The following is a 19,170-nucleotide window of genomic DNA, read 5'->3' on the forward strand; positions in this document are numbered from 1 at the left end:
TCCAGGGCACCTGAATGACAGCTGCATAAAGGGTTCGCACACCTGTCGAAGTCCATTACCATGGACCGAGAAGTGCACCGTGATGGACGAATCCGAGCTGAGCCCCTGGAAGCGCCGTGAGCATCCCCAGTACGTCGACCAGTACGTCGACCACCACCCCCGTGACCCCTCAGGCCACCGCCCCGCGCCGCATCGGCTCGCTCGGGCCGGTGGGCCTGGTGCTGGCCGGGGGCATCTCGGTGCAGTTCGGCGGCGCGCTGGCGGTGACGCTCATGCCGCAGGTGGGCGCGCTGGGTGTGGTGACGCTCCGCCTGCTGGTGGCGGCGGTGGTCCTGCTCGTGATCTGCCGCCCGAGCCTGCGCGGCCACTCCCGCACGGACTGGGGCACGGTCGTCATCTTCGGTATCACGATGGCCGCGATGAACGGGCTCTTCTACCAGTCGCTGGCCCGTATCCCTCTGGGTACGGCGGTGACGCTGGAGGTACTGGGCCCGCTCGCCCTCTCGGTCCTGACATCCCGGCGCGCGGTGAACGCGGTGTGGGCGGGGCTCGCCCTGGCAGGCGTCTTCCTCCTCGGCGGCGGAGGCTTCAGCAGCCTGGACCCCATAGGAGTGGCCTTCGCGCTGGGCGCCGGCGCCATGTGGGCGACCTACATCATCTTCAGCGCCCGCACAGGCCGCCGATTCCCCCAGGCCGACGGCCTGGCCCTGGCGATGGTCGTGGCGGCGGTGGTGTTCCTGCCGCTCGGCATCGCGGAATCGGGCACGAGACTCCTGAACCCCACGACAATCGCCCTCGGCTCAGGGGTGGCGATCCTCTCCTCGGTCCTCCCCTACACCCTTGAACTCCTCGCCCTGCGCCGCCTCCCCGCCTCCACCTTCGCCATCCTGATGAGCCTCGAACCCGCCGTGGCGGCAACAGCGGGCTTCCTGATCCTCCACCAGGCCCTGTCCGTCCCCGAGGCCATGGCCATCGGGCTGGTCATCGTGGCGAGCATGGGGGCGGTGCGGACGCAGGTGGGGCGGGGCAAAGCGAACGCGTAGGCGGTCGTCGGGCCACTCGCTGCACAGCGACCCGTCCGGATGTGAATAATGCAAGCACGCTTGCTTGTTTCTCGCGCCCCTGCCATGCTCCCCCCATGTCCGATCCGACGCACGTGTTCGACGACCTGCGTGAGGAAAGCGAGGAACTCGACCGGCTGGTAGCCGAGTTGAGCCCGGAGGGCTGGGCGTTCGCGACCCCCGCCGCCCGGTGGACCGTCGCCCACCAGATCGCCCACCTGGCCTGGACCGATCACTCGGCGCTGCTCGCCGTGACGGACGAGGACGCGTTCGGTGCGCTGGTCGAGAAGGCGCTCGCCGCTCCCGACTCGTTCGTGGACGAGGGGGCGGAGCAAGGGGCCGCGAAACCGCCCACACAGCTCCTTGCCGACTGGCGGGCCGGGCGGGCAGCCCTGTTGGACGCCCTGTACTCCGCACCCACAGGAACCCGGTTCCCCTGGTACGGGCCACCCATGTCCGCCGCCTCCATGGCCACCGGTCGTCTTATGGAGACCTGGGCCCATGGTCAGGATGTCGCCGATGCGCTCGGTGTGGTCCGCTCACCCACGGACCGGCTCCGGCATGTGGTACGCATCGGTGTGCGGGCGCGTGACTTCGCCTTCGGTGTGCATGGGCTCACCCCGCCGAGCGAGGAGTTCCGCGTCGAACTCGTCGCTCCCTCCGGTGAGTTGTGGGCCTACGGCCCCGAAGGTGCCCTCCAAAAAGTCACTGGCCCTGCTCTCGACTTCTGCCTCCTTGTCACTCAGCGTGCCCACCGCACCGACCTCGCAGTGGAGGCCGTGGGCCCCGATGCGGGGCAGTGGCTGGACATCGCCCAGGCCTTCGCGGGCCCACCCGGTACCGGCCGCCCACCGAAGCCGACGGAGGCCGGCCAGTGAGTCCCCGGAGCGAATCACCTCCCACGACCCCTCCCGCACCCCGCCCCGCCCCCCTCCGCATAGGCAACGCCTCCGGCTTCTACGGCGACCGCTTCGACGCCCTGCGCGAGATGCTCACCGGCGGTGAACTGGACGTCCTCACCGGTGACTACCTCGCCGAGCTGACCATGCTCATCCTCGGGCGGGACCGGCTGAAGGACCCCGGCGCCGGATACGCGCGTACCTTCCTGAAGCAGTTGGAGGAGTGCCTCGGCCTCGCCCATGACCGCGGGGTGCGGATCGTCACCAACGCCGGGGGGCTCAATCCGGCCGGACTCGCCGACGCCGTAAGGAAGTTGGCGGATCGCCTCGGGGTCCCTGTGCGCGTAGCGCACGTGGAGGGAGACGATCTCGCCGCCCGGTATCCGGATGCCCTCGCCGCGCACGCCTATCTCGGCGGCTTCGGTATCGCCGCCTGTCTCGACGCGGGGGCCGATGTCGTGGTCACCGGGCGCGTCACCGATGCCGCCCTGGTCACCGGCCCCGCGGTCGCCCACTTCGGATGGGGGGCCGGCGACTACGACCGGCTCGCGGGTGCCGTGGTCGCCGGACATGTGCTGGAGTGCGGTACCCAGGCCACCGGCGGCAACTACGCCTTCTTCACCGAGCACCCGCCCGAAAGGCTCCTCCGGCCCGGGTTTCCGCTCGCCGAGATTCACGAGGACGGTTCCTGCGTCATCACCAAACACCCTGGCACGGGTGGGGTCGTGGACGTCGGTACCGTCACCGCGCAGATCCTCTACGAGACGCACGGTGCCCGGTACGCCGGTCCCGATGTCACTGCCCGCCTCGACACCGTGCGGCTCGGCGGGGACGGGCCCGACCGGGTGCGGATCGAGGGGGTGCGCGGCGAGGCCCCGCCGCCCTCCCTCAAGGTCGGCCTCAACCGGCTGGGCGGCTTCCGCAACGAGGTCACCTTCGTGCTCACCGGGCTCGACATCGAACGCAAGGCCGCTCTCGTCCGGGAGCAGATGGAGGCCGCGTTCGGCGAGGGGAACGCCAAGTCGCGGCCCGGTGAACTCCGTTGGGATCTCGCCCGTACCGACCATGCGGACGCCTCCACCGAGGAGACCGCCAGCGCACTGCTGCGGCTCGTCGTGCGGGATCCCGATCAGGAGACCGTCGGGCGGGCGTTGAGCGCGGCTGCCGTCGAGCTCGCGCTTGCCAGTTACCCCGGCTTCCATGTGCTGACCCCACCTGGAAAGGGAGCGCCCTATGGCGTCTTCGAAGATGTGTATGTCCCCCACAGTGCCGTCGACCATGTGGCCGTCCTCCACGACGGGAGGCGGGTTGCTGTGGCCCCGGCCCACGACACCCTCGTACTGGAAGACGTTCCGCAGCCGGCCCTCCCCGAGCCTCTCCCGGCAGGGCCCACGGCGCGGGCGGCCCTTGGTCTGGTCGCCGGGGCCCGTAGCGGTGACAAGGGAGGGAACGCCAACGTGGGGGTGTGGGCGCGTACGGATGAGACGTGGCGCTGGCTCGCCCATGCGCTGACCGTCGAAAGGTTCCGGGAACTCCTCCCGGAAGCCGCTGAGTTGACGGTCACTCGGCACGTGCTGCCGCACCTCCGCGCCCTCAACTTCGTCGTCGAGGGGATTCTCGGCGAGGGCGTCGCCGCCCAGCACCGTTTCGATCCGCAGGCCAAGGCCCTGGGCGAGTGGCTGCGTTCCCGTCGACTGGACATCCCGGAGGCCCTCCTGTGACCGTCCTTCCGTCCGCCCTGGACACCCACGGCCCCGACTACACGGCCAACCGCACCGCCATGCTCGCCAAGCTCGACGAACTCGACGCCGAGCACGCCAAAGCCCTTGCGGGTGGCGGGCCGAAGTATGTCGAACGGCACCGCAAGCGCGGCAAGTTGCTGGCCCGCGAGCGCATCGAGCTGCTCCTCGACCCCGACACGCCCTTCCTCGAACTGTCGCCGCTCGCCGCCTGGGGGAGTGAGTACGCGGTCGGCGCCTCGCTCGTCACCGGCATCGGTGTCGTCGAGGGCGTCGAGTGCCTGATCACCGCCAACGACCCCACTGTGCGTGGGGGCGCGAGCAATCCCTGGTCGCTGAAGAAGGCCCTGCGAGCGAACGACATCGCCCTCGCCAACCGGCTCCCCTGCATCAGCCTCGTCGAGTCCGGAGGCGCCGATCTCCCTTCCCAGAAGGAGATCTTCATCCCCGGCGGCGCCATCTTCCGCGACCTGACCCGCCTTTCGGCCGCCGGCATCCCCACCATCGCCGTCGTCTTCGGGAACTCGACCGCCGGCGGCGCCTACATCCCCGGCATGTCCGACCACGTGATCATGGTCAAGGAGCGCGCGAAGGTGTTCCTCGGCGGGCCGCCGCTCGTGAAGATGGCGACCGGCGAGGAGAGCGACGACGAGTCGCTCGGCGGTGCTGAGATGCACGCGCGCGTGTCGGGCCTCGCGGACCACTTCGCCGTAGACGAGCAGGACGCGCTGCGCCAGGCGCGCCGCGTCGTCGCCCGCCTCAACCACCGCAAGGCGTACGGCGATCCGGGACCGGCCGCGCCTCCCAAGTACGACGAGGACGAACTCCTCGGCATCGTCCCGGGGGACCTCAAAACCCCCTTCGACCCACGCGAGGTAGTCGCCCGCCTCGTCGACGCCTCCGACTTCGACGAGTTCAAGCCGCTGTACGGCACGAGCCTCGTGACGGGTTGGGCCACCCTGCACGGCTATCCCGTCGGCGTACTCGCCAACGCGCAGGGCGTGTTGTTCAGCCAGGAGTCCCAAAAGGCCGCCCAGTTCATCCAGTTGGCGAACCAGCGCGATATCCCGCTCCTTTTCCTGCACAACACCACCGGCTACATGGTCGGCAGGGAGTACGAGCAGGGCGGCATCATCAAGCACGGCGCGATGATGATCAACGCCGTCAGCAACAGCCGCGTACCGCACCTGTCCGTACTCATGGGCGCCTCGTACGGCGCCGGCCACTACGGCATGTGCGGCCGCGCGTACGACCCCCGTTTCCTCTTCGCCTGGCCCAGCGCCAAGTCCGCCGTCATGGGCCCCCAGCAGCTCGCCGGCGTCCTGTCGATCGTCGCCCGGCAGTCGGCGGTCGCCAAGGGGCAGCCGTACGACGAGGACGCGGACGCGGCGCTGCGCGCCATGGTGGAGCAGCAGATCGAGTCCGAGTCCCTGCCGATGTTCCTGTCGGGGCGGCTGTACGACGACGGTGTCATCGACCCGCGCGACACCCGCACCGTCCTCGGCCTGTGCCTGTCCGCCATCCACACGGCGCCCTTCGAGGGCGCGCGCGGTGGCTTCGGCGTCTTCCGGATGTGAGGCCCATGACCGACATGAGGGACCACATGATCGCGACCGTCCTCGTCGCCAACCGGGGCGAGATCGCCTGCCGGGTCTTCCGCACCTGCCACGAGCTGGGCATCCGCACGGTCGCCGTGCACTCGGACGCCGACGAGAACGCGCTCCACACGCGCATGGCCGACGCGGCGGTACGGCTGCCCGGGGCGACGCCCCAAGAGACGTATCTGCGCGGCGAGTTGATAGTGAAGGCGGCCGTCGCGGCGGGCGCCGACGCGGTGCACCCCGGCTACGGCTTCCTCTCCGAGAACGCCGACTTCGCCCGCGCCGTCCTGGACGCGGGCCTGGTGTGGATCGGCCCACCCCCCGAGGCGATCGAGGCGATGGCCTCCAAAACCCGCGCCAAGGAACTGATGGGCATCGCGCCCCTGGAGCACGTCACCGAGGCCGACCTGCCGGTCCTGGTGAAGGCAGCGGCGGGCGGCGGCGGACGCGGCATGCGCATCGTCCGCCGACTCACCGACCTGGAAGCAGAGTTGACGGCCGCCCGAGCCGAGGCGATGAGCGCCTTCGGCGACGGCGAGGTCTTCGTCGAGCCCTACGTGGAGGGCGGCCGGCACATCGAGGTACAGATCCTCGCCGACACACACGGCACGGTGTGGGCCCTCGGCACCCGGGACTGCTCCCTCCAGCGCCGCCACCAGAAGGTGATCGAGGAGTCCCCGGCACCGGGCCTGTCCGAGGAACTCACGCGGGAACTCAGCGAGTTGGCCGTACGCGCCGCCCGCTCGGTGGCCTACGAGGGCGCCGGAACGGTCGAGTTCCTGGTCGCTCCCGACGGCAAGGCCCACTTCCTGGAGATGAACACCCGCCTCCAGGTCGAACACCCCGTCACGGAGGCCGTGTTCGACATAGACCTGGTGGCCCTGCAACTACGGATCGCAGAGGGCGACCCCCTCGAAAAGGACCCTCCCCGCCCCCATGGCCACGCCATCGAGGCCCGCCTGTACGCCGAGGACCCTGCGACCGACTGGACCCCCCAGACCGGCACCCTGCACCGCATAGCCGTCCCGAACGGCGTCCGCCTGGACACCGGTTACACCGACGGCGACGAGATCGGCGTCCACTACGACCCGATGCTCGCCAAGGTCGTGGCCCACGCCCCCACTCGCGCGGAGGCCGTCCGTAAACTCTCGGGGGCCTTGGCCCAGGCGACGATCCACGGCCCGCTCACCAACCGCGCCCTCCTCGTCAACTCCCTGCGCCACAAGGAGTTCACGACCGCCCACATGGACACGGGCTTCTACGACCGCCACCTCCCGGAACTCACGGAGGCCGCCCCCGATCCGCACGCCCCCCTCGCCGCCGCCCTGGCCGACACCCACGGCCGCTCCCGCTTCGCCGGAGGCTGGCGCAACGTACCGTCCCAGCCGCAGGTGAAGCGGTACGCCATGGCGGGCGAGGAGTACGAGGTCCACTACCGCCACACGAGGGGCGGCCTGACCGCGGAAGGGGTACGCGTAGTCCACGCGGACGCCGGTCTGGTCGTACTGGAAGTGGACGGTGTGCGGCGGAAGTTCGAGGTGGCGCGCTACGACACCGACCGGGTGTACGTGAACACGACGACCCTGACGGCTCTCCCTCGCTTCCCGGACCCCGCCGCCCAGTTGGCCCCGGGCTCACTGCTGGCCCCGATGCCGGGCACGGTGGTGAGGGTCGCGGAAGGGCTGGCCGTAGGAGCCGCCGTAAAGGCCGGAGACCCCCTCCTCTGGCTGGAGGCAATGAAGATGGAACACAAGATCACAGCCCCGGTAACAGGCAATCTGACGGCCCTGAACGCAGTACCTGGCCAACAGGTACAGCTAGCCGCCCTATTGGCAGTAGTCCAGCCCACCTAAAGGGGCGCGGGGAACTGCGCGACCAGCCACGACGAAGGAGCCACATGCCCACGACCGAAACAGACGAGCACAAAGCCCTACGTGAAGCTGTATCCGCCCTAGGCAAAAGGCACGGCCGCACCTATGACCGAGAGCAACTCTGGTCAGAAGCAGCCAAGCTCGGCTACCTCGGCGTCAACCTGCCGGAGGCTTACGGCGGCGGAGGCGGCGGCATAGCCGAACTCTCCATCGTCCTGGAGGAGTTGGGAACAGCCGGATGCCCCCTCCTCATGATGGTCGTGTCCCCTGCGATCTGTGGCACGGTAATCGCCCGCTTCGGCACGGAAGAACAGAAACAGACCTGGCTCCCCGCGCTGGCGGACGGCACCCGCACGATGGCCTTCGGCATCACCGAACCAGACGCCGGCTCCAACAGCCACCGCATCACCACCACCGCCCGCAAAGACGGCACGGACTGGCTCCTCACCGGCCGCAAGGTCTTCATCTCCGGCGTGGACCTGGCCGACGCAACCCTCATAGTCGGCCGCACCGAAGACTCCCGCACGGGCCGCCTCAAGCCCTGCCTGTTCATCGTCCCGCGAGACGCACAGGGCTTCACGCGCCGCCAGATAGACATGGAACTCACCGCCGCCGAGAAGCAGTTCGAGCTGACCTTGGACGACGTACGACTGCCGGCCGACGCACTCGTCGGAGACGAAGACGCGGGCCTCCTCCAACTCTTCGCCGGTCTCAACCCCGAACGCATCATGACCGCCGCCTTCGCGATCGGCATGGGCCGCTACGCACTCGCCCGAGCCGTCGAGTACGCGCGCGACCGCACCGTCTGGGACGCCCCCATCGGCGCCCACCAGGCCATCGCCCACCCCCTCGCGCAGGCGCACATCGACCTCGAACTCGCCCGTCTGATGATGCAGAAGGCGGCGTATCTGTACGACGCCGGTGACGACGCCGGCGCGGGCGAGGCCGCCAACATGGCGAAGTACGCGGCGGGGGAGGCGTGCGTACGGGCCGTCGACCAGTCCGTGCACACCCTCGGCGGGAACGGGCTGACGCGGGAGTTCGGGCTCGCTTCGTTGATAACTGCCGCGCGTGTGGCTCGTATTGCTCCGGTGAGCCGGGAGATGATTCTCAACTACGTCTCCCACCAGACCCTGGGCCTGCCCAAGTCGTACTAGCCAGAAGTCCCGCCAGCCAGAAGCCGCGCGCCGGTCCGGCGCCAGGAGGAACCATGTTCCGCAGCGAGTACGCAGACGTTCCGGCCGTAGAACTCCCCATCCATGACGCGGTGTTGGCGCGTGCCGCCGAGTTCGGGGACGAGCTCGCGCTGGTCGACGGCACGGACGGCACCACCCTCACGTACACCCAGGTTGACCGGTTCCACCGCAGTATCGCGGCAGGGCTAGCGGAGGCGGGCGTACGCAAGGGGGACGTTCTCGCCCTGCACAGCCCGAACACGGTCGCCTTCCCGCTGGCCTTCTACGCCGCCACACGCGCGGGCGCCTCCGTCACGACGGTGCACCCGCTCGCCACGCCCGAGGAGTTCGCCAAGCAGCTGCGCGACTCGGCGGCCCGCTGGATCGTCACCGTGTCACCGCTCCTGGAGGCGGCCCGCCGCGCCGCCGAACTCGCGGGCGGCGTCGAGGAGATATTCGTCTGCGACAGCGCGCCCGGACACCGTTCGCTTGCCGACATGCTCGCCTCGACGGCTCCCGAGCCGGTGGTCGACATCGACCCGGTGGAGGACATCGCGGCCCTCCCGTACTCCTCGGGCACGACCGCCCTCCCCAAGGGCGTCATGCTCACCCACCGCCAAATAGCCACGAACCTGGCCCAGTTGGAGCCCGCGGTCCCCACCGGCCCCGGTGACCGCATCCTCGCCGTACTGCCGTTCTTCCACATCTACGGTCTTACGGCCCTGATGAACGCGCCGTTGAGGAACGGCGCCGCGGTCGTCGTCCTCCCGCGCTTCGAGCTGGAGAGCTTCCTCGCGGCCATCGAGAACCACCGCATCACCGGCCTCTACGTCGCCCCGCCGATCGTCCTGGCCCTGGCCAAACACCCCGCGGTCGCCAAGTACGACCTCTCGTCCCTGAAGTACATCATCAGCGCCGCCGCCCCCCTCGACGCGAACCTCGCCGCCGCCTGCTCACAACGCCTGGGCCTGCCGCCCGTGGGCCAGGCGTACGGCATGACGGAACTCTCCCCCGGCACCCACGTGGTCCCCGTACGGGACATGGCCACGGCGCCCCCCGGAACCGTCGGCAAGCTCATCGCCGGCACCGAGATGCGGATCGTCTCCCTCGACGACCCCGACAAGGACCTGGGCATCGGCGAGGCCGGCGAGATCCTCATCCGTGGCCCCCAGGTGATGAAGGGGTACCTGGGACGCCCCGACGACACCGCCGCGATGATCGACCAGGACGGCTGGCTGCACACCGGGGACGTCGGCTACGTGGACGACGGCGGCTGGCTGTTCGTCGTCGACCGGGTCAAGGAGCTCATCAAGTACAAGGGCTTCCAGGTGGCCCCCGCCGAACTGGAGGCCCTCCTGCTCACCCACCCCGACATCGCCGACGCGGCGGTCGTGGGCGAGTACAACGAGGACAACAACGAGGTCCCGCACGCGTACGTGGTCCGCCAGCGGACCGCCCCTGACCTCTCGCAGAGCGAGGTCCTGATGTACGTCGCCGAACGCGTCGCCCCCTACAAGCGGGTCCGCATCGTCACCTTCATCGACGCCGTCCCACGAGCCGCCTCCGGCAAGATCCTGCGCCGGGAACTGCGGGGCCGCTCATGACAGTGATCGGCCGTGCACGCGCGCGTGGCATCGAGACCCTGAGCCTGGACTCACCGGGGACCCGGAACGCGCTGTCGGCGCCCCTGGTGGCCGAGTTGGCGGCCGCCCTGACGGAGTGCGCCAAGGACACCGACGTACGGGCGATCGTCCTCACCCACACGGGGAACACGTTCAGCGCGGGCGCGGACCTACGGGACCCACCGCACCCGGACGCCCTGGTGGCCGTACTCCGCCAGATCGTGGAACTCCCCAAGCCGGTGGTCGCGAGAGTGACGGGCCACGTACGGGCGGGCGGCCTGGGCCTCCTCGCGGCCTGCGACATCGCGACGGCGTCCACGGAGTCCACCTTCGCGTTCACAGAGGTACGGATCGGAGTCGCCCCCGCGGTGATCTCCCTCCCCGTCCTGCCCCGCACGGACCCCCGCGCCCTGGCCCGCTACTACCTCACCGGCGAACGCTTCGACACGACGGAGGCAGTCGCCGTAGGCCTGCTGACGACGACGGCCGAGGACGTGGACGCCGTACTCGAACCGATCCTCGACGGCCTGCGTCGAGCCGCCCCCGAGGCCCTGGCCGAGACGAAACAGCTGCTCACGGCTAGGGTGCTGGAAACCTTCGACCGGGACGCGGCCGACCTGACCGCGCTCTCGGCACGGCTGTTCGCCTCCGCGCAGGCCCACGAGGGGATGACAGCATTCCTCGAACGACGGGACCCGGTGTGGGTGGTGTGAGCGCGGCGGCGACGGGCACGGTCGACCGCAGACCCAAGCAGGACCGCAGCCGGGCCACCCGGCAGCGCCTCCTGGAAGCCGCCGTGTCCTGCCTCGCCGAACACGGCTGGGCGGGCTCCACGGTCTCCGTCGTCGCCGAACGCGCCGGCGTCTCCCGAGGCGCCGCCCAACACCACTTCCCCACCCGCGAGGACCTCTTCACGGCGGCGGTCGAGTACGTCGCGGAGGAACGCTCCACGGCCCTCCGGGCCCTGTTCCCGGAGGGCGCCGAAGACCACCGCGTCGTGGTCGAGGCCCTGGTCGACCTCTACACGGGCCCCCTGTTCCGAGCCGCTCTCCACCTCTGGGTAGCCGCCTCCAACGAGGAGCAACTCCGCCCCCGGGTAACGGAGTTGGAGGCCCGCGTAGGCAGAGAGACCCACCGCATCGCGGTGGATCTGCTGGGTGCGGACGAGTCGAGACCGGGCGTACGAGAAACGGTCCAGGGCCTCCTGGACATGGCGAGGGGCTTGGGCCTGGCCAACCTGCTCACGGACGACAGGGGCAGGCGGGAGAGGGTGGTAGCCCAATGGGCAGCACTTCTGGAGCACGCCTTGGGGCGAGGCTTTTAGGGGCGCGGGGAACTGCGCGACCAGCCACAACGCACCCGCACCCGCCCACGCACCTCAAGCCTCTCCTCAGTGGGCGATATCCCCAAACCCCTCGATCGACTCAGGCCCCCGCACGGCAGGCCCCACATACCGAGCAGAAGGCCGCACAAGCCTCCCCGTCCGCTTCTGCTCAAGAATGTGCGCCGACCACCCCGCAGTCCGCGCACACGTGAACATCGAAGTGAACATGTGCGCCGGCACCTCCGCGAAGTCCAGCACGATCGCCGCCCAGAACTCGACGTTGGTCGCCAGCACCCGATCAGGACGACGAGCGTGCAACTCGGCCAGCGCCGCCTTCTCCAACGCCTCCGCGATCTCGAACCGAGGCGCCCCCAACTCCCGAGCCGTCCGCCGCAACACCCGAGCCCGAGGATCCTCGGCCCGATACACCCGGTGCCCGAACCCCATCAACCGCTCACCCTTGTCGAGCGCCTGCTTGACGTACGCCTCCGCATCCCCCGTCCGCTCGATCTCCTCGATCATCCCGAGCACACGAGACGGCGCACCCCCATGCAGAGGCCCGGACATCGCGCCCACGGCCCCGGACAGCGCGGCAGCAACATCGGCCCCGGTAGAAGCGATAACCCGAGCCGTAAACGTAGACGCGTTCATGCCGTGCTCGGCCGCGGACGTCCAATACGCATCCACCGCGGCGACATGCTTCGGATCGGGCTCACCCCGCCACCGGATCATGAACCGCTCGACAACGGACTGCGCCTTGTCGATCTCGCGCTGCGGCACCATCGCGTTCCCCTGCCCGCGCGCGGACTGGGCGACGTACGACAGAGCCATGACGGCGGCACGGGCGAGGTCGTCGCGGGCCTGCTCCTCGTCGATGTCGAGGAGCGGCTTGAGGCCCCACACGGGCGCGAGCATGGCCAGCGCGGACTGTACATCGACGCGGATGTCACCGGAGTGCACCGGGATCGGGAACGGCTCGGCGGGCGGCAGTCCGGGGTTGAAGGCGCCGTCGACGAGCAGTCCCCAGACGTTGCCGAACGAGACGTGACCGACCAGATCCTCGATGTCGACGCCCCGGTACCGCAGGGCGCCGCCTTCCTTGTCCGGTTCGGCGATCTCCGTCTCGAACGCGATGATTCCTTCGAGACCGGGTACGAAGTCGGACATCAGGCGGCTCCTCATGCTGTGGCTCCACGGTCACTCGCGGGACTCGCGGGCCGAAGATAGAGACATCAGCACCATAACGCCGAGTGCCATCCGGGGGGAGGGCCTGCGGCACTGAGTGCCACCCGAACTCGTGGCCGCGCACGGTCGTACGGCAAGATGACCGCCGTGACCGACCGCGATCCCACCGCCGGTGAAGCCACCGCCCGCGATACCGCCGCCCGTGATCTACGCCTCGACCCCGCCGCGATGCGCAAGCAGTACCGCGTGGCGGGCCTCGACGAGCACGACCTGGCGGCCGACCCCATGGCACAGTTCGGCCGCTGGTTCGAGGAGGCGGTGGTCCAGGAGCTGGTCTACGAGCCGAACGCCATGGTCGTCTCCACCGCCGACGCCGAGGGCCGCCCCAGCTCCCGCACGGTCCTCATGAAGCATTACGACGACCAGGGCTTCGTCTTCTACACGAACTACGACTCCCGCAAGGCCCGCGAACTGGGCACCAACCCGTACGTCTCGCTGCTCTTCCCCTGGCACCCGATGGCCCGCCAGGTCCTGGTCACCGGCACCGCCCGCCGCACCGGCCGCGACGAGACCGCCGCGTACTTCCGCACCCGCCCGCACGGCTCCCAACTCGGCGCGTGGGCGAGCACCCAGTCGTCGGTGATCCACTCCCGCACCGAACTGGAGTCGTCGTACGCCGACCTGCTCGCCCGCTACCCGGAGGGCGAACAGGTCCCGGTCCCCCCGCACTGGGGCGGCTTCCGCATCGCCCCCCGGACGGTCGAGTTCTGGCAGGGCCGCGAGAACCGCCTCCACGACCGCCTCCGCTACGTCGCCGAGCCGGACGGGACCTGGCGGGTGGAGCGGCTGAGCCCCTAACAGGCATGTCTTACGGCAAACGCAGGCGACCCGCGAGCTCAGGTCCCTCCACCTCACGGCGGGGGAGCCGGCCGGACGTACCGGCGAGCTCGCGGGTCGGGTGACTGCGTTGGGTTAGGCCGGTTGCGCGCAACTCACACACGCTGGTCCGGCGCCGAACCGAGTACGACGGCGGGCCACTAGCCCGCAGCCACCTCGTACGTCCGGGTTTCACTCATGTACCCGATCACCTCCTTTCCTACGTAAGCCACACCCTAAGAAGCCCTCGGTCATCGATCAACCGCTTTTCCCGGCTGTTGACCGTGATGGCTCCGGCCTGCTGCCGTACCCGTATCCGTCGCCCCGCTGGAGAAGCCGCAGATTCCGGTGAGAGACGTTGATGCGGCCTCCCGACGTCGTCAGGCTGTGCTGCCCCCTGGCCCGGACAGCGATGCGGCCGGTCCAGGTGCCCGCCCACTTGCCGGAGGGCACCGTGGCCCGTACGAGATCGCCGGTGACGTACCCGAAGTGCTGCTTGGCACGAGCCCGGTGAAGCCGCGGAAAGCCGAACCGATCCGGAGTCGTACGGGCGTAGGAGCCGCGTCCGGCGGCCTTGGCCACGAGCACCTGCCCGGGATGGCGCACGATGGCGTCGCCGCGCTCGTGACGCAGGCGGCCGACGGACAGCGCGTCGAGGGTGTGCGTCTTCGCGAGCCCCATGGCCTCGCGGTTCCCCTTGGTAAGTCCGCCTGACCAGGCGTGTACGGGCCTACCGAGGGTGCCCAGCGCCTCGGTGAGACGCCAACGGGTCGCGTTCATGGCGGCGGCGTCACGGAGTGGTGCCCTGGCCTGTTCGAGGATTTTCGCGAGGCGGTCGGGCCGGTCGGCGAGGAAGGTGTCGACCGGGGTGCTGCCTTTGGCCTCGTTGCAGGGGACGCAGGCGAGGACGAGGTTCGAGACGCGGTCGGAGCCTCCTCGGCTGCGGGGGCTGAGGTGCTCGATGTTCAGAGGTACGCCAGTGGCGTCGCAGTAGGCGCAGGCACTGTTCCACTTGGTGTGGAGGTAGGCACGGACGGTGGTTCCGGCGAGCGCGCCCTGCCCGTGCTCGGTTCCTGAGAGCCGTCTCCCCGAACTCATGGAATGGGTGTCGAACGCGACGCGTTCGACGTGGACTTCGGTGACGGGTGCGTAGCGGCACAGGCGGGTTGCCAGGGACAGGGTGGTGTCGACCCGGTGACGCAGGGAGGGCGGCAACCAACCTGCGGGACGGGGGCGGTTGTTCGAACGTGGCGCTCGGTAACGGCAGTTGGCCGAGCGGCGTCTGCGCCGGTAACCGGCGCGTCGCCGCATGCACATGCGGATCTGATCGCCGCGGTGCTGGAGTTCGATCGAGATCAGCCCGCGTCTCACGGTGACGTGGGTGCCCTGTTCGTCGGCTTCCTGCTTCTCGTCGGTGAGGGCGAGACCCGTGCCCTTTGAGCCGGGGTCGATGCGTAATTGCACTCCGTCGACCACTGAGTCGGCGAGCGTGCGGTCTCTCAGCCGGATGGTGAACGGCACCTGCCGGGCGACCACGGCCCGCCCCTTTCCCAGGAGTTCGCGGGCACGGGCCGGATGACAGGGCATGAGAGGCCGTCCGTCCTTGGCGAGCACGAAGACTCTGCTCGCGCCGACCCCGCCTGTGTACGACGGGTGGTGTGCGGGAGCGTCACCGCTCCGGTTCTCTGCCGCCTGCGCCGCCGTGGCAGCGCTTTTGGCGTGACGCCGACGGGCACTGGTACCGCGCCCGCCGGTCTCCCCTCGCCCATGTCCCCCGACGGTGCCCCGCGCGATGGCGGGGAGTCCGTGAGCCGTTTCGTCCCTGCTCCCAGGGGTGTCTGCTCCCACGGATTCCAGAGCAGGCTGCTGAGGAAGCACAGCCTGGTGGGTCTGCTCGCCTGCGGGAAACGTAGTCATCGAGGTACCTCCCTGATCTCCTCGATCGTGATGACTGGGGCTGGCCACTCAGCGTCCGTCCGCCGGGCGGCACGGACTCCGGTCGATGTCCGGGGAGCGAGTGGCCTCCTTTCCGAAGTGTGCGGTCGACGCTAGGGACGGAGATCTGCCCTGGGGGAGTGATCCAACAGAAGTCGCCCCTTCGTGCGAACAGATCGAATTGGTCGAACGCGCAGCCGATCTTTCTGCTATCCAGAGGCGGGGCGCGGCTTCGAGCTGCGCCGGATCGAGGCGCACGCGCGCGACGGAGGGGTGAGCGGTGACCGAGCTTCGTATCGAGCCGGTGGCGGACGAGACCGGACTCCGGGACTGGCGCCACGTCCACAACCTGATCGTGCCGCCCGCCGCGATGTCTCTCGACGAGGTGCGGGAGCGGAGCGGCCGGAATCGGCTGGAGAACGCGTACCTGGGGGACACGCTCGTGGGCTGTTCCACCGTCCGTCCGCCGCAGGGCGAGGACGCGGTGGCGACCGTCATCGCGCGCGTGCTGCCCGAGTTCCGGCGGCGGGGGTACGGAGTGGCCCTCTACGAAAACGGCCTCACGCGTGCGCGTGCGCTCGGTGCCGGGGGGATCGAGACCGTCGTGCTGGCCGCCAACGCGGACGGGGTGCGGTTCGCCGAGGCGCGGGGGTTCGTCGAGACCGAGCGGTATGTGCTGGACGGGGAGACCGACCTGTGGATCACGTTGCGGCTGGCGTAGGCCACGGCAGGACCGTCAGCTCCGGCCAGGCCTCCTGCCAGCGGGCCGCCTTCGTCTCGTAGACCTCTCGGGGTGCCTGGACCGGGTTCGGCCGTACGACCAGGTTGAAGACGTCGGACAGCCCGTGCGGGGCGTACACGCGCCAACTGCCGTCCTCCTTCAGGCGGATGGCCAGGCAGCATGTCGTCGCCGCGAAGGAGTCGACCGCGGACTCGACGGAGTCGTACGGCGCGCACGGGACGCCGAACTTCTGCTCGTACCAGAGGTGGACCCGGGCCTCGTTGCGGATCTCGACCTCGGCGGGCAGGCCCGCGTACGCCTCCCGGCCTGCCCGGATCGCCGTGTCCTCCGCCTCCCAGGACAGGTCCGAGTCGTCGTAGTAGAAGACGTCGTAGTCCTTGATGGCGTGTGTCGGGGGACGGCCCGTGACCGTGTTCCAGATGGTTTGGAAGAGGCAGCCCGCGGTCAGGTACCAGTTCGGGAGGCCGAGGGTCGCGGTGCGGGCCAGGACCGCCAGGAGGGTCTCGTTGCGGGACAACGTCGTCCGTAGCGCGGTGAGTTGTTCGTCGAGGGGGAGGCGGGCGAGCATCGGTCGAGTGTGCCGGTGCTCAGGTCGGCGTCGTACAACGATTCCTTCAATCTTGCGGGAACTCAGTGTGTGCTGCGTCACGTTCGAGTTGAATGAGGGGGAGTGAGTGAACCGACGCGTCGTGTCCGCGGACGCAGCCTGCAGGGGGTCCAGGTGAGTGCTTCCCGGCGTAGTGGGACCACCGACGAGTTGGGTCCCGACGAGCCCGAGCGGGACGGTGGGCCCGAAGGGGTCGGCGGGTCCGATCTGTTGGCCGCGTTGTTGGACGGGATGGACGCGGCACTGTGTGCCTTCGACGCGGACGGGGTGCTGACCCACTGGAACCGTGAGGCGGAGCGCATCCTCGGCTGGACCGCGGCCGAGGCCGTGGGGCGGCAGGGGCTGGCCGGGTGGGCCGTGCGGAGCGCGGACGCCGAGGAGGTCGAGGGGCGGCTCATGTCCGCCATGCAGGCGCCCGGGCGGCAGGTCAATGAGTTCGCCCTTCTTACGAAGGATGGCGGACGGGTGCTTGTGCGGACCCAGTCCGCCGCCGTGCGCGGGCCCGACGGGAAGCCCGCCGGGGTCTACTGCGCCTTCAGTGAAGTGCATGCCCAGATCGACCTGGAGCGGTCGATCGCCTTGAGTGAGGCCCTCTTTGAGGATGCCTCCTGGGGTGTTGTGCTTGTCGATGCCGATCTGCGGCCCGCTGTCGTCAACTCGCATGCCGCGCGTGCGCTCGGTACCGGGCGCACCTCCGTCCTGGGGCGGCCCCTCGGGGAGCTGCTCGCCCAAGGTGTCGAGGAGTTGGAGGCCGCGCTCACGCATGTGCTCGCCGAGGGCGCGCCGCCGGCGCCCGCGGAGATCTGGGTGAGCGTACGGACGCCGGAAGGACATCAGCGGCGCTGCTGGCGGAGCGGCTTCCTGCGGCTGGCCTCGCCGCTCACCGAGGAACCGGTGCCGCTCGGCGTCGGCTGGCTCTTCCAGGACGTCACCGAGGCCAAGCAGCTCGAGCAGGAGGCCTCGCTGCTGCGCTTCCGCGCCCAGCAACTGCACCGCGCCGCCCGCGCCGCCGCCGAGTGCGAGGACCCGCGCGACGCGGCGACCGTCCACCTCGACTTCGCGCTCGCCGGCTTCGCCGACCACGCGATCGTCGACCGGGTCGTGGGTGGATCGTTGAACGACAACGATCGTGACGGGATGCGTACTACGGGCGTACGGCTCGTCCGGGTCGCCGCCACGCCCACCGGGGCGCCCGGGCCGAGTCTGCTGGCCGGCGCGGCCGGGCTGCCCGTGCGCTACGGAGAGGGGCATCCCGCCCTCCAGTGCGTCGAACGCGTCGGCTCCGTGCGGGCCAGCATCGGCACCGCCCCGCCCGAGCAGGCACGGGAGTGGGCCCGGGTCAGGCAGTGGCCCGTGGACGCCGTGCACGCGCTGTGCGCGGTGCTGCGCAGCCGGGGGCGGACGCTGGGGGTCGTGACGTTCCTGCGCGGGGGCGGACGCAGCCAGTTCGAACGGTCCGACTCGATCTACGCCGAGGACGTGGCCGTACGGATCGCGGCGGCGCTGGACCTGGCCGGGGCCGCCGGGGAGAAGCAGTAGCGGCCGCTCAGCGCTGGTAGAAGATCCGGTCCCGGTACTCCTCGAACACCCGGCCGTTCCACTCGTGGCCGCCGTCCACGTTCCCGGAGCGCAGCAGCGGCGGCTCGATGCCGCGCTCGGCCAGGGTCGCCGCCGCCGTCGCCATGACCGCCTGGAGGAGGGCGCTGGTGACGACCGTGGAGGCGGGGGCGAAGGGGGCCGGGATGGCGTCGTGGGTGAGTTCCGCGTCGCCGATCGCGATCTTCGAGTCGAGGACGACGTCGCAATGGTCCTTGAGGTAGGTCCCGGAGACGTGCCGTGACGTCGTTTCCGAGGCGTATGCCACCGACGTCACGCCGATGACCCGGACGCCGAGGGAGCGGGCCTTCATGGCCATCTCGACCGGCAGGGCGTTGCGGCCCGACAGGGAGATGATCACCAGGGCGTCGCCGGAGCGCAGCGGTGAGGTCTCCAGGACGACGCTCGCGAGGCCGTCGACGCGCTCCAGGGCGGAGCCCAGCGTGGCCGGCATGACGTCGACGCCGACGACTCCGGGGACGGCGAGCAGGTTCATGAGGGCGAGTCCGCCCGCGCGGTAGACGATGTCCTGGGCCGCGAGCGAGGAGTGCCCGGCACCGAAGGCGAAGAGGCGCCCGCCACCGCTCACCGTGTCCGCGAGCAGCGTGCCGGCCGCCTCGACGGAGTCGGCCTCTTCGTCGCGGACCCGCTGGAGCAGGGTGATCGCGGCGTCGAAGAACTGGCCGGCAGGCGTACGGTCGCTCATGCGGAAGTCCCCTCGGTGAGTGTGTGTCGCGGATCACCGTGCGGTCTGGACCAAGGGGATGTCAATACGGCGGCCAGGGCGATCCGGCCCGCCGCGGAGCACGTCGGGAGGGGCGCCGCAGCCGGTTGTAACCGGCTGGTTTCAACGGCGCGGCACGGTTGTCAGTGCTATGCGTCAGAATTGAGTCCAGGGCCAGCGCACGCGCCGCGGAGCCGTCGAGCTTCGGGCAGA

The 19,170-nt window shown here is 70.0% G+C and carries 16 protein-coding genes; 12 read left to right on the forward strand and 4 right to left on the reverse strand.

What is annotated here, in order from left to right; all coding sequences use genetic code 11:
* Positions 1-116: 116 nt before the first annotated feature.
* The 9 genes from OO70_RS21605 (at position 117) to OO70_RS21645 (ending at position 11,292) form a co-directional block, all read left to right on the forward strand.
* Positions 117-1,043 (forward strand): EamA family transporter, encoded by a 927-nt coding sequence (locus tag OO70_RS21605; RefSeq protein ID WP_043673701.1) that lies wholly within the window; start codon positions 117-119, stop codon positions 1,041-1,043.
* Positions 1,044-1,138: 95 nt separating this feature from the next.
* Complete coding sequence (locus tag OO70_RS21610; protein ID WP_043673709.1) at positions 1,139-1,939, forward strand: TIGR03084 family metal-binding protein; 801 nt, start codon at positions 1,139-1,141, stop codon at positions 1,937-1,939.
* Positions 1,936-3,681, forward strand: a complete 1,746-nt coding sequence (locus OO70_RS21615) for an acyclic terpene utilization AtuA family protein (protein WP_051741480.1) — start codon at positions 1,936-1,938, stop codon at positions 3,679-3,681. The genes OO70_RS21610 and OO70_RS21615 overlap by 4 nt, the downstream gene beginning before the upstream one ends.
* Positions 3,678-5,276: an acyl-CoA carboxylase subunit beta gene (locus OO70_RS21620; protein ID WP_043673716.1), complete on the forward strand. Its 1,599-nt coding sequence runs from the start codon at positions 3,678-3,680 to the stop codon at positions 5,274-5,276. The genes OO70_RS21615 and OO70_RS21620 overlap by 4 nt, the downstream gene beginning before the upstream one ends.
* Positions 5,277-5,302: 26 nt before the next feature.
* Positions 5,303-7,153 (forward strand): acetyl/propionyl/methylcrotonyl-CoA carboxylase subunit alpha, encoded by a 1,851-nt coding sequence (locus OO70_RS21625; RefSeq protein ID WP_043674085.1) that lies wholly within the window; start codon positions 5,303-5,305, stop codon positions 7,151-7,153.
* A gap of 44 nt (positions 7,154-7,197) precedes the next feature.
* Complete coding sequence (locus tag OO70_RS21630; RefSeq protein WP_043673721.1) at positions 7,198-8,328, forward strand: acyl-CoA dehydrogenase family protein; 1,131 nt, start codon at positions 7,198-7,200, stop codon at positions 8,326-8,328.
* Between the two features lie 53 nt (positions 8,329-8,381).
* A complete protein-coding gene (locus OO70_RS21635) occupies positions 8,382-9,950 on the forward strand; it encodes a 4-coumarate--CoA ligase family protein (protein WP_043673726.1) in 1,569 nt (522 codons plus the stop codon).
* The gene (locus OO70_RS21640; protein ID WP_043673732.1) at positions 9,947-10,681 is read left to right on the forward strand and encodes an enoyl-CoA hydratase family protein; all 735 of its coding nucleotides are present in this window, start codon (positions 9,947-9,949) and stop codon (positions 10,679-10,681) included. The genes OO70_RS21635 and OO70_RS21640 overlap by 4 nt, the downstream gene beginning before the upstream one ends.
* A complete protein-coding gene (locus OO70_RS21645; RefSeq protein ID WP_043673738.1) occupies positions 10,669-11,292 on the forward strand; it encodes a TetR/AcrR family transcriptional regulator in 624 nt (207 codons plus the stop codon). The genes OO70_RS21640 and OO70_RS21645 overlap by 13 nt, the downstream gene beginning before the upstream one ends.
* A gap of 66 nt (positions 11,293-11,358) precedes the next feature.
* Here the strand turns inward: OO70_RS21645 and OO70_RS21650 are convergent, their stop codons facing one another.
* A complete protein-coding gene (locus OO70_RS21650) occupies positions 11,359-12,459 on the reverse strand; it encodes a citrate synthase 2 (RefSeq protein ID WP_043674089.1) in 1,101 nt (366 codons plus the stop codon).
* A 156-nt stretch (positions 12,460-12,615) separates the two neighbouring features.
* Between OO70_RS21650 and pdxH the strand changes: the two genes are divergently transcribed.
* A complete protein-coding gene (gene pdxH / locus OO70_RS21655) occupies positions 12,616-13,335 on the forward strand; it encodes a pyridoxamine 5'-phosphate oxidase (RefSeq protein ID WP_043673744.1) in 720 nt (239 codons plus the stop codon).
* 276 nt (positions 13,336-13,611) lie between these two features.
* On the opposite strand, the gene iscB is transcribed toward pdxH, so the two are convergent.
* Positions 13,612-14,967, reverse strand: a complete 1,356-nt coding sequence (iscB, locus tag OO70_RS21660) for an RNA-guided endonuclease IscB (protein ID WP_267881228.1) — start codon at positions 14,965-14,967, stop codon at positions 13,612-13,614.
* Between the two features lie 601 nt (positions 14,968-15,568).
* Here iscB and OO70_RS21665 point away from each other — a divergent pair.
* Positions 15,569-16,009 carry a GNAT family N-acetyltransferase gene (locus OO70_RS21665; RefSeq protein ID WP_043673747.1) on the forward strand — a complete coding sequence of 147 codons (441 nt, stop codon included), beginning with the start codon at positions 15,569-15,571 and terminating at the stop codon, positions 16,007-16,009.
* Here the strand turns inward: OO70_RS21665 and OO70_RS21670 are convergent.
* Positions 15,990-16,598, reverse strand: coding sequence for a nucleotidyltransferase family protein (locus tag OO70_RS21670; protein WP_043673750.1), 609 nt, complete (start codon positions 16,596-16,598; stop codon positions 15,990-15,992). The two genes, OO70_RS21665 and OO70_RS21670, sit on opposite strands and share 20 nt — an antisense overlap.
* A gap of 153 nt (positions 16,599-16,751) precedes the next feature.
* On the opposite strand from OO70_RS21670, the gene OO70_RS21675 reads away from it, so the two are divergent.
* Complete coding sequence (locus OO70_RS21675) at positions 16,752-18,176, forward strand: PAS domain-containing protein (RefSeq protein WP_043674098.1); 1,425 nt, start codon at positions 16,752-16,754, stop codon at positions 18,174-18,176.
* Between the two features lie 7 nt (positions 18,177-18,183).
* On the opposite strand, the gene OO70_RS21680 is transcribed toward OO70_RS21675, so the two are convergent.
* Complete coding sequence (locus tag OO70_RS21680; RefSeq protein ID WP_043673753.1) at positions 18,184-18,939, reverse strand: SIS domain-containing protein; 756 nt, start codon at positions 18,937-18,939, stop codon at positions 18,184-18,186.
* Between the last annotated feature and the right edge of the window lie 231 nt (positions 18,940-19,170).

Source organism: Streptomyces xylophagus, assembly GCF_000716435.1.
Lineage (GTDB): Bacteria > Actinomycetota > Actinomycetes > Streptomycetales > Streptomycetaceae > Streptomyces > Streptomyces xylophagus.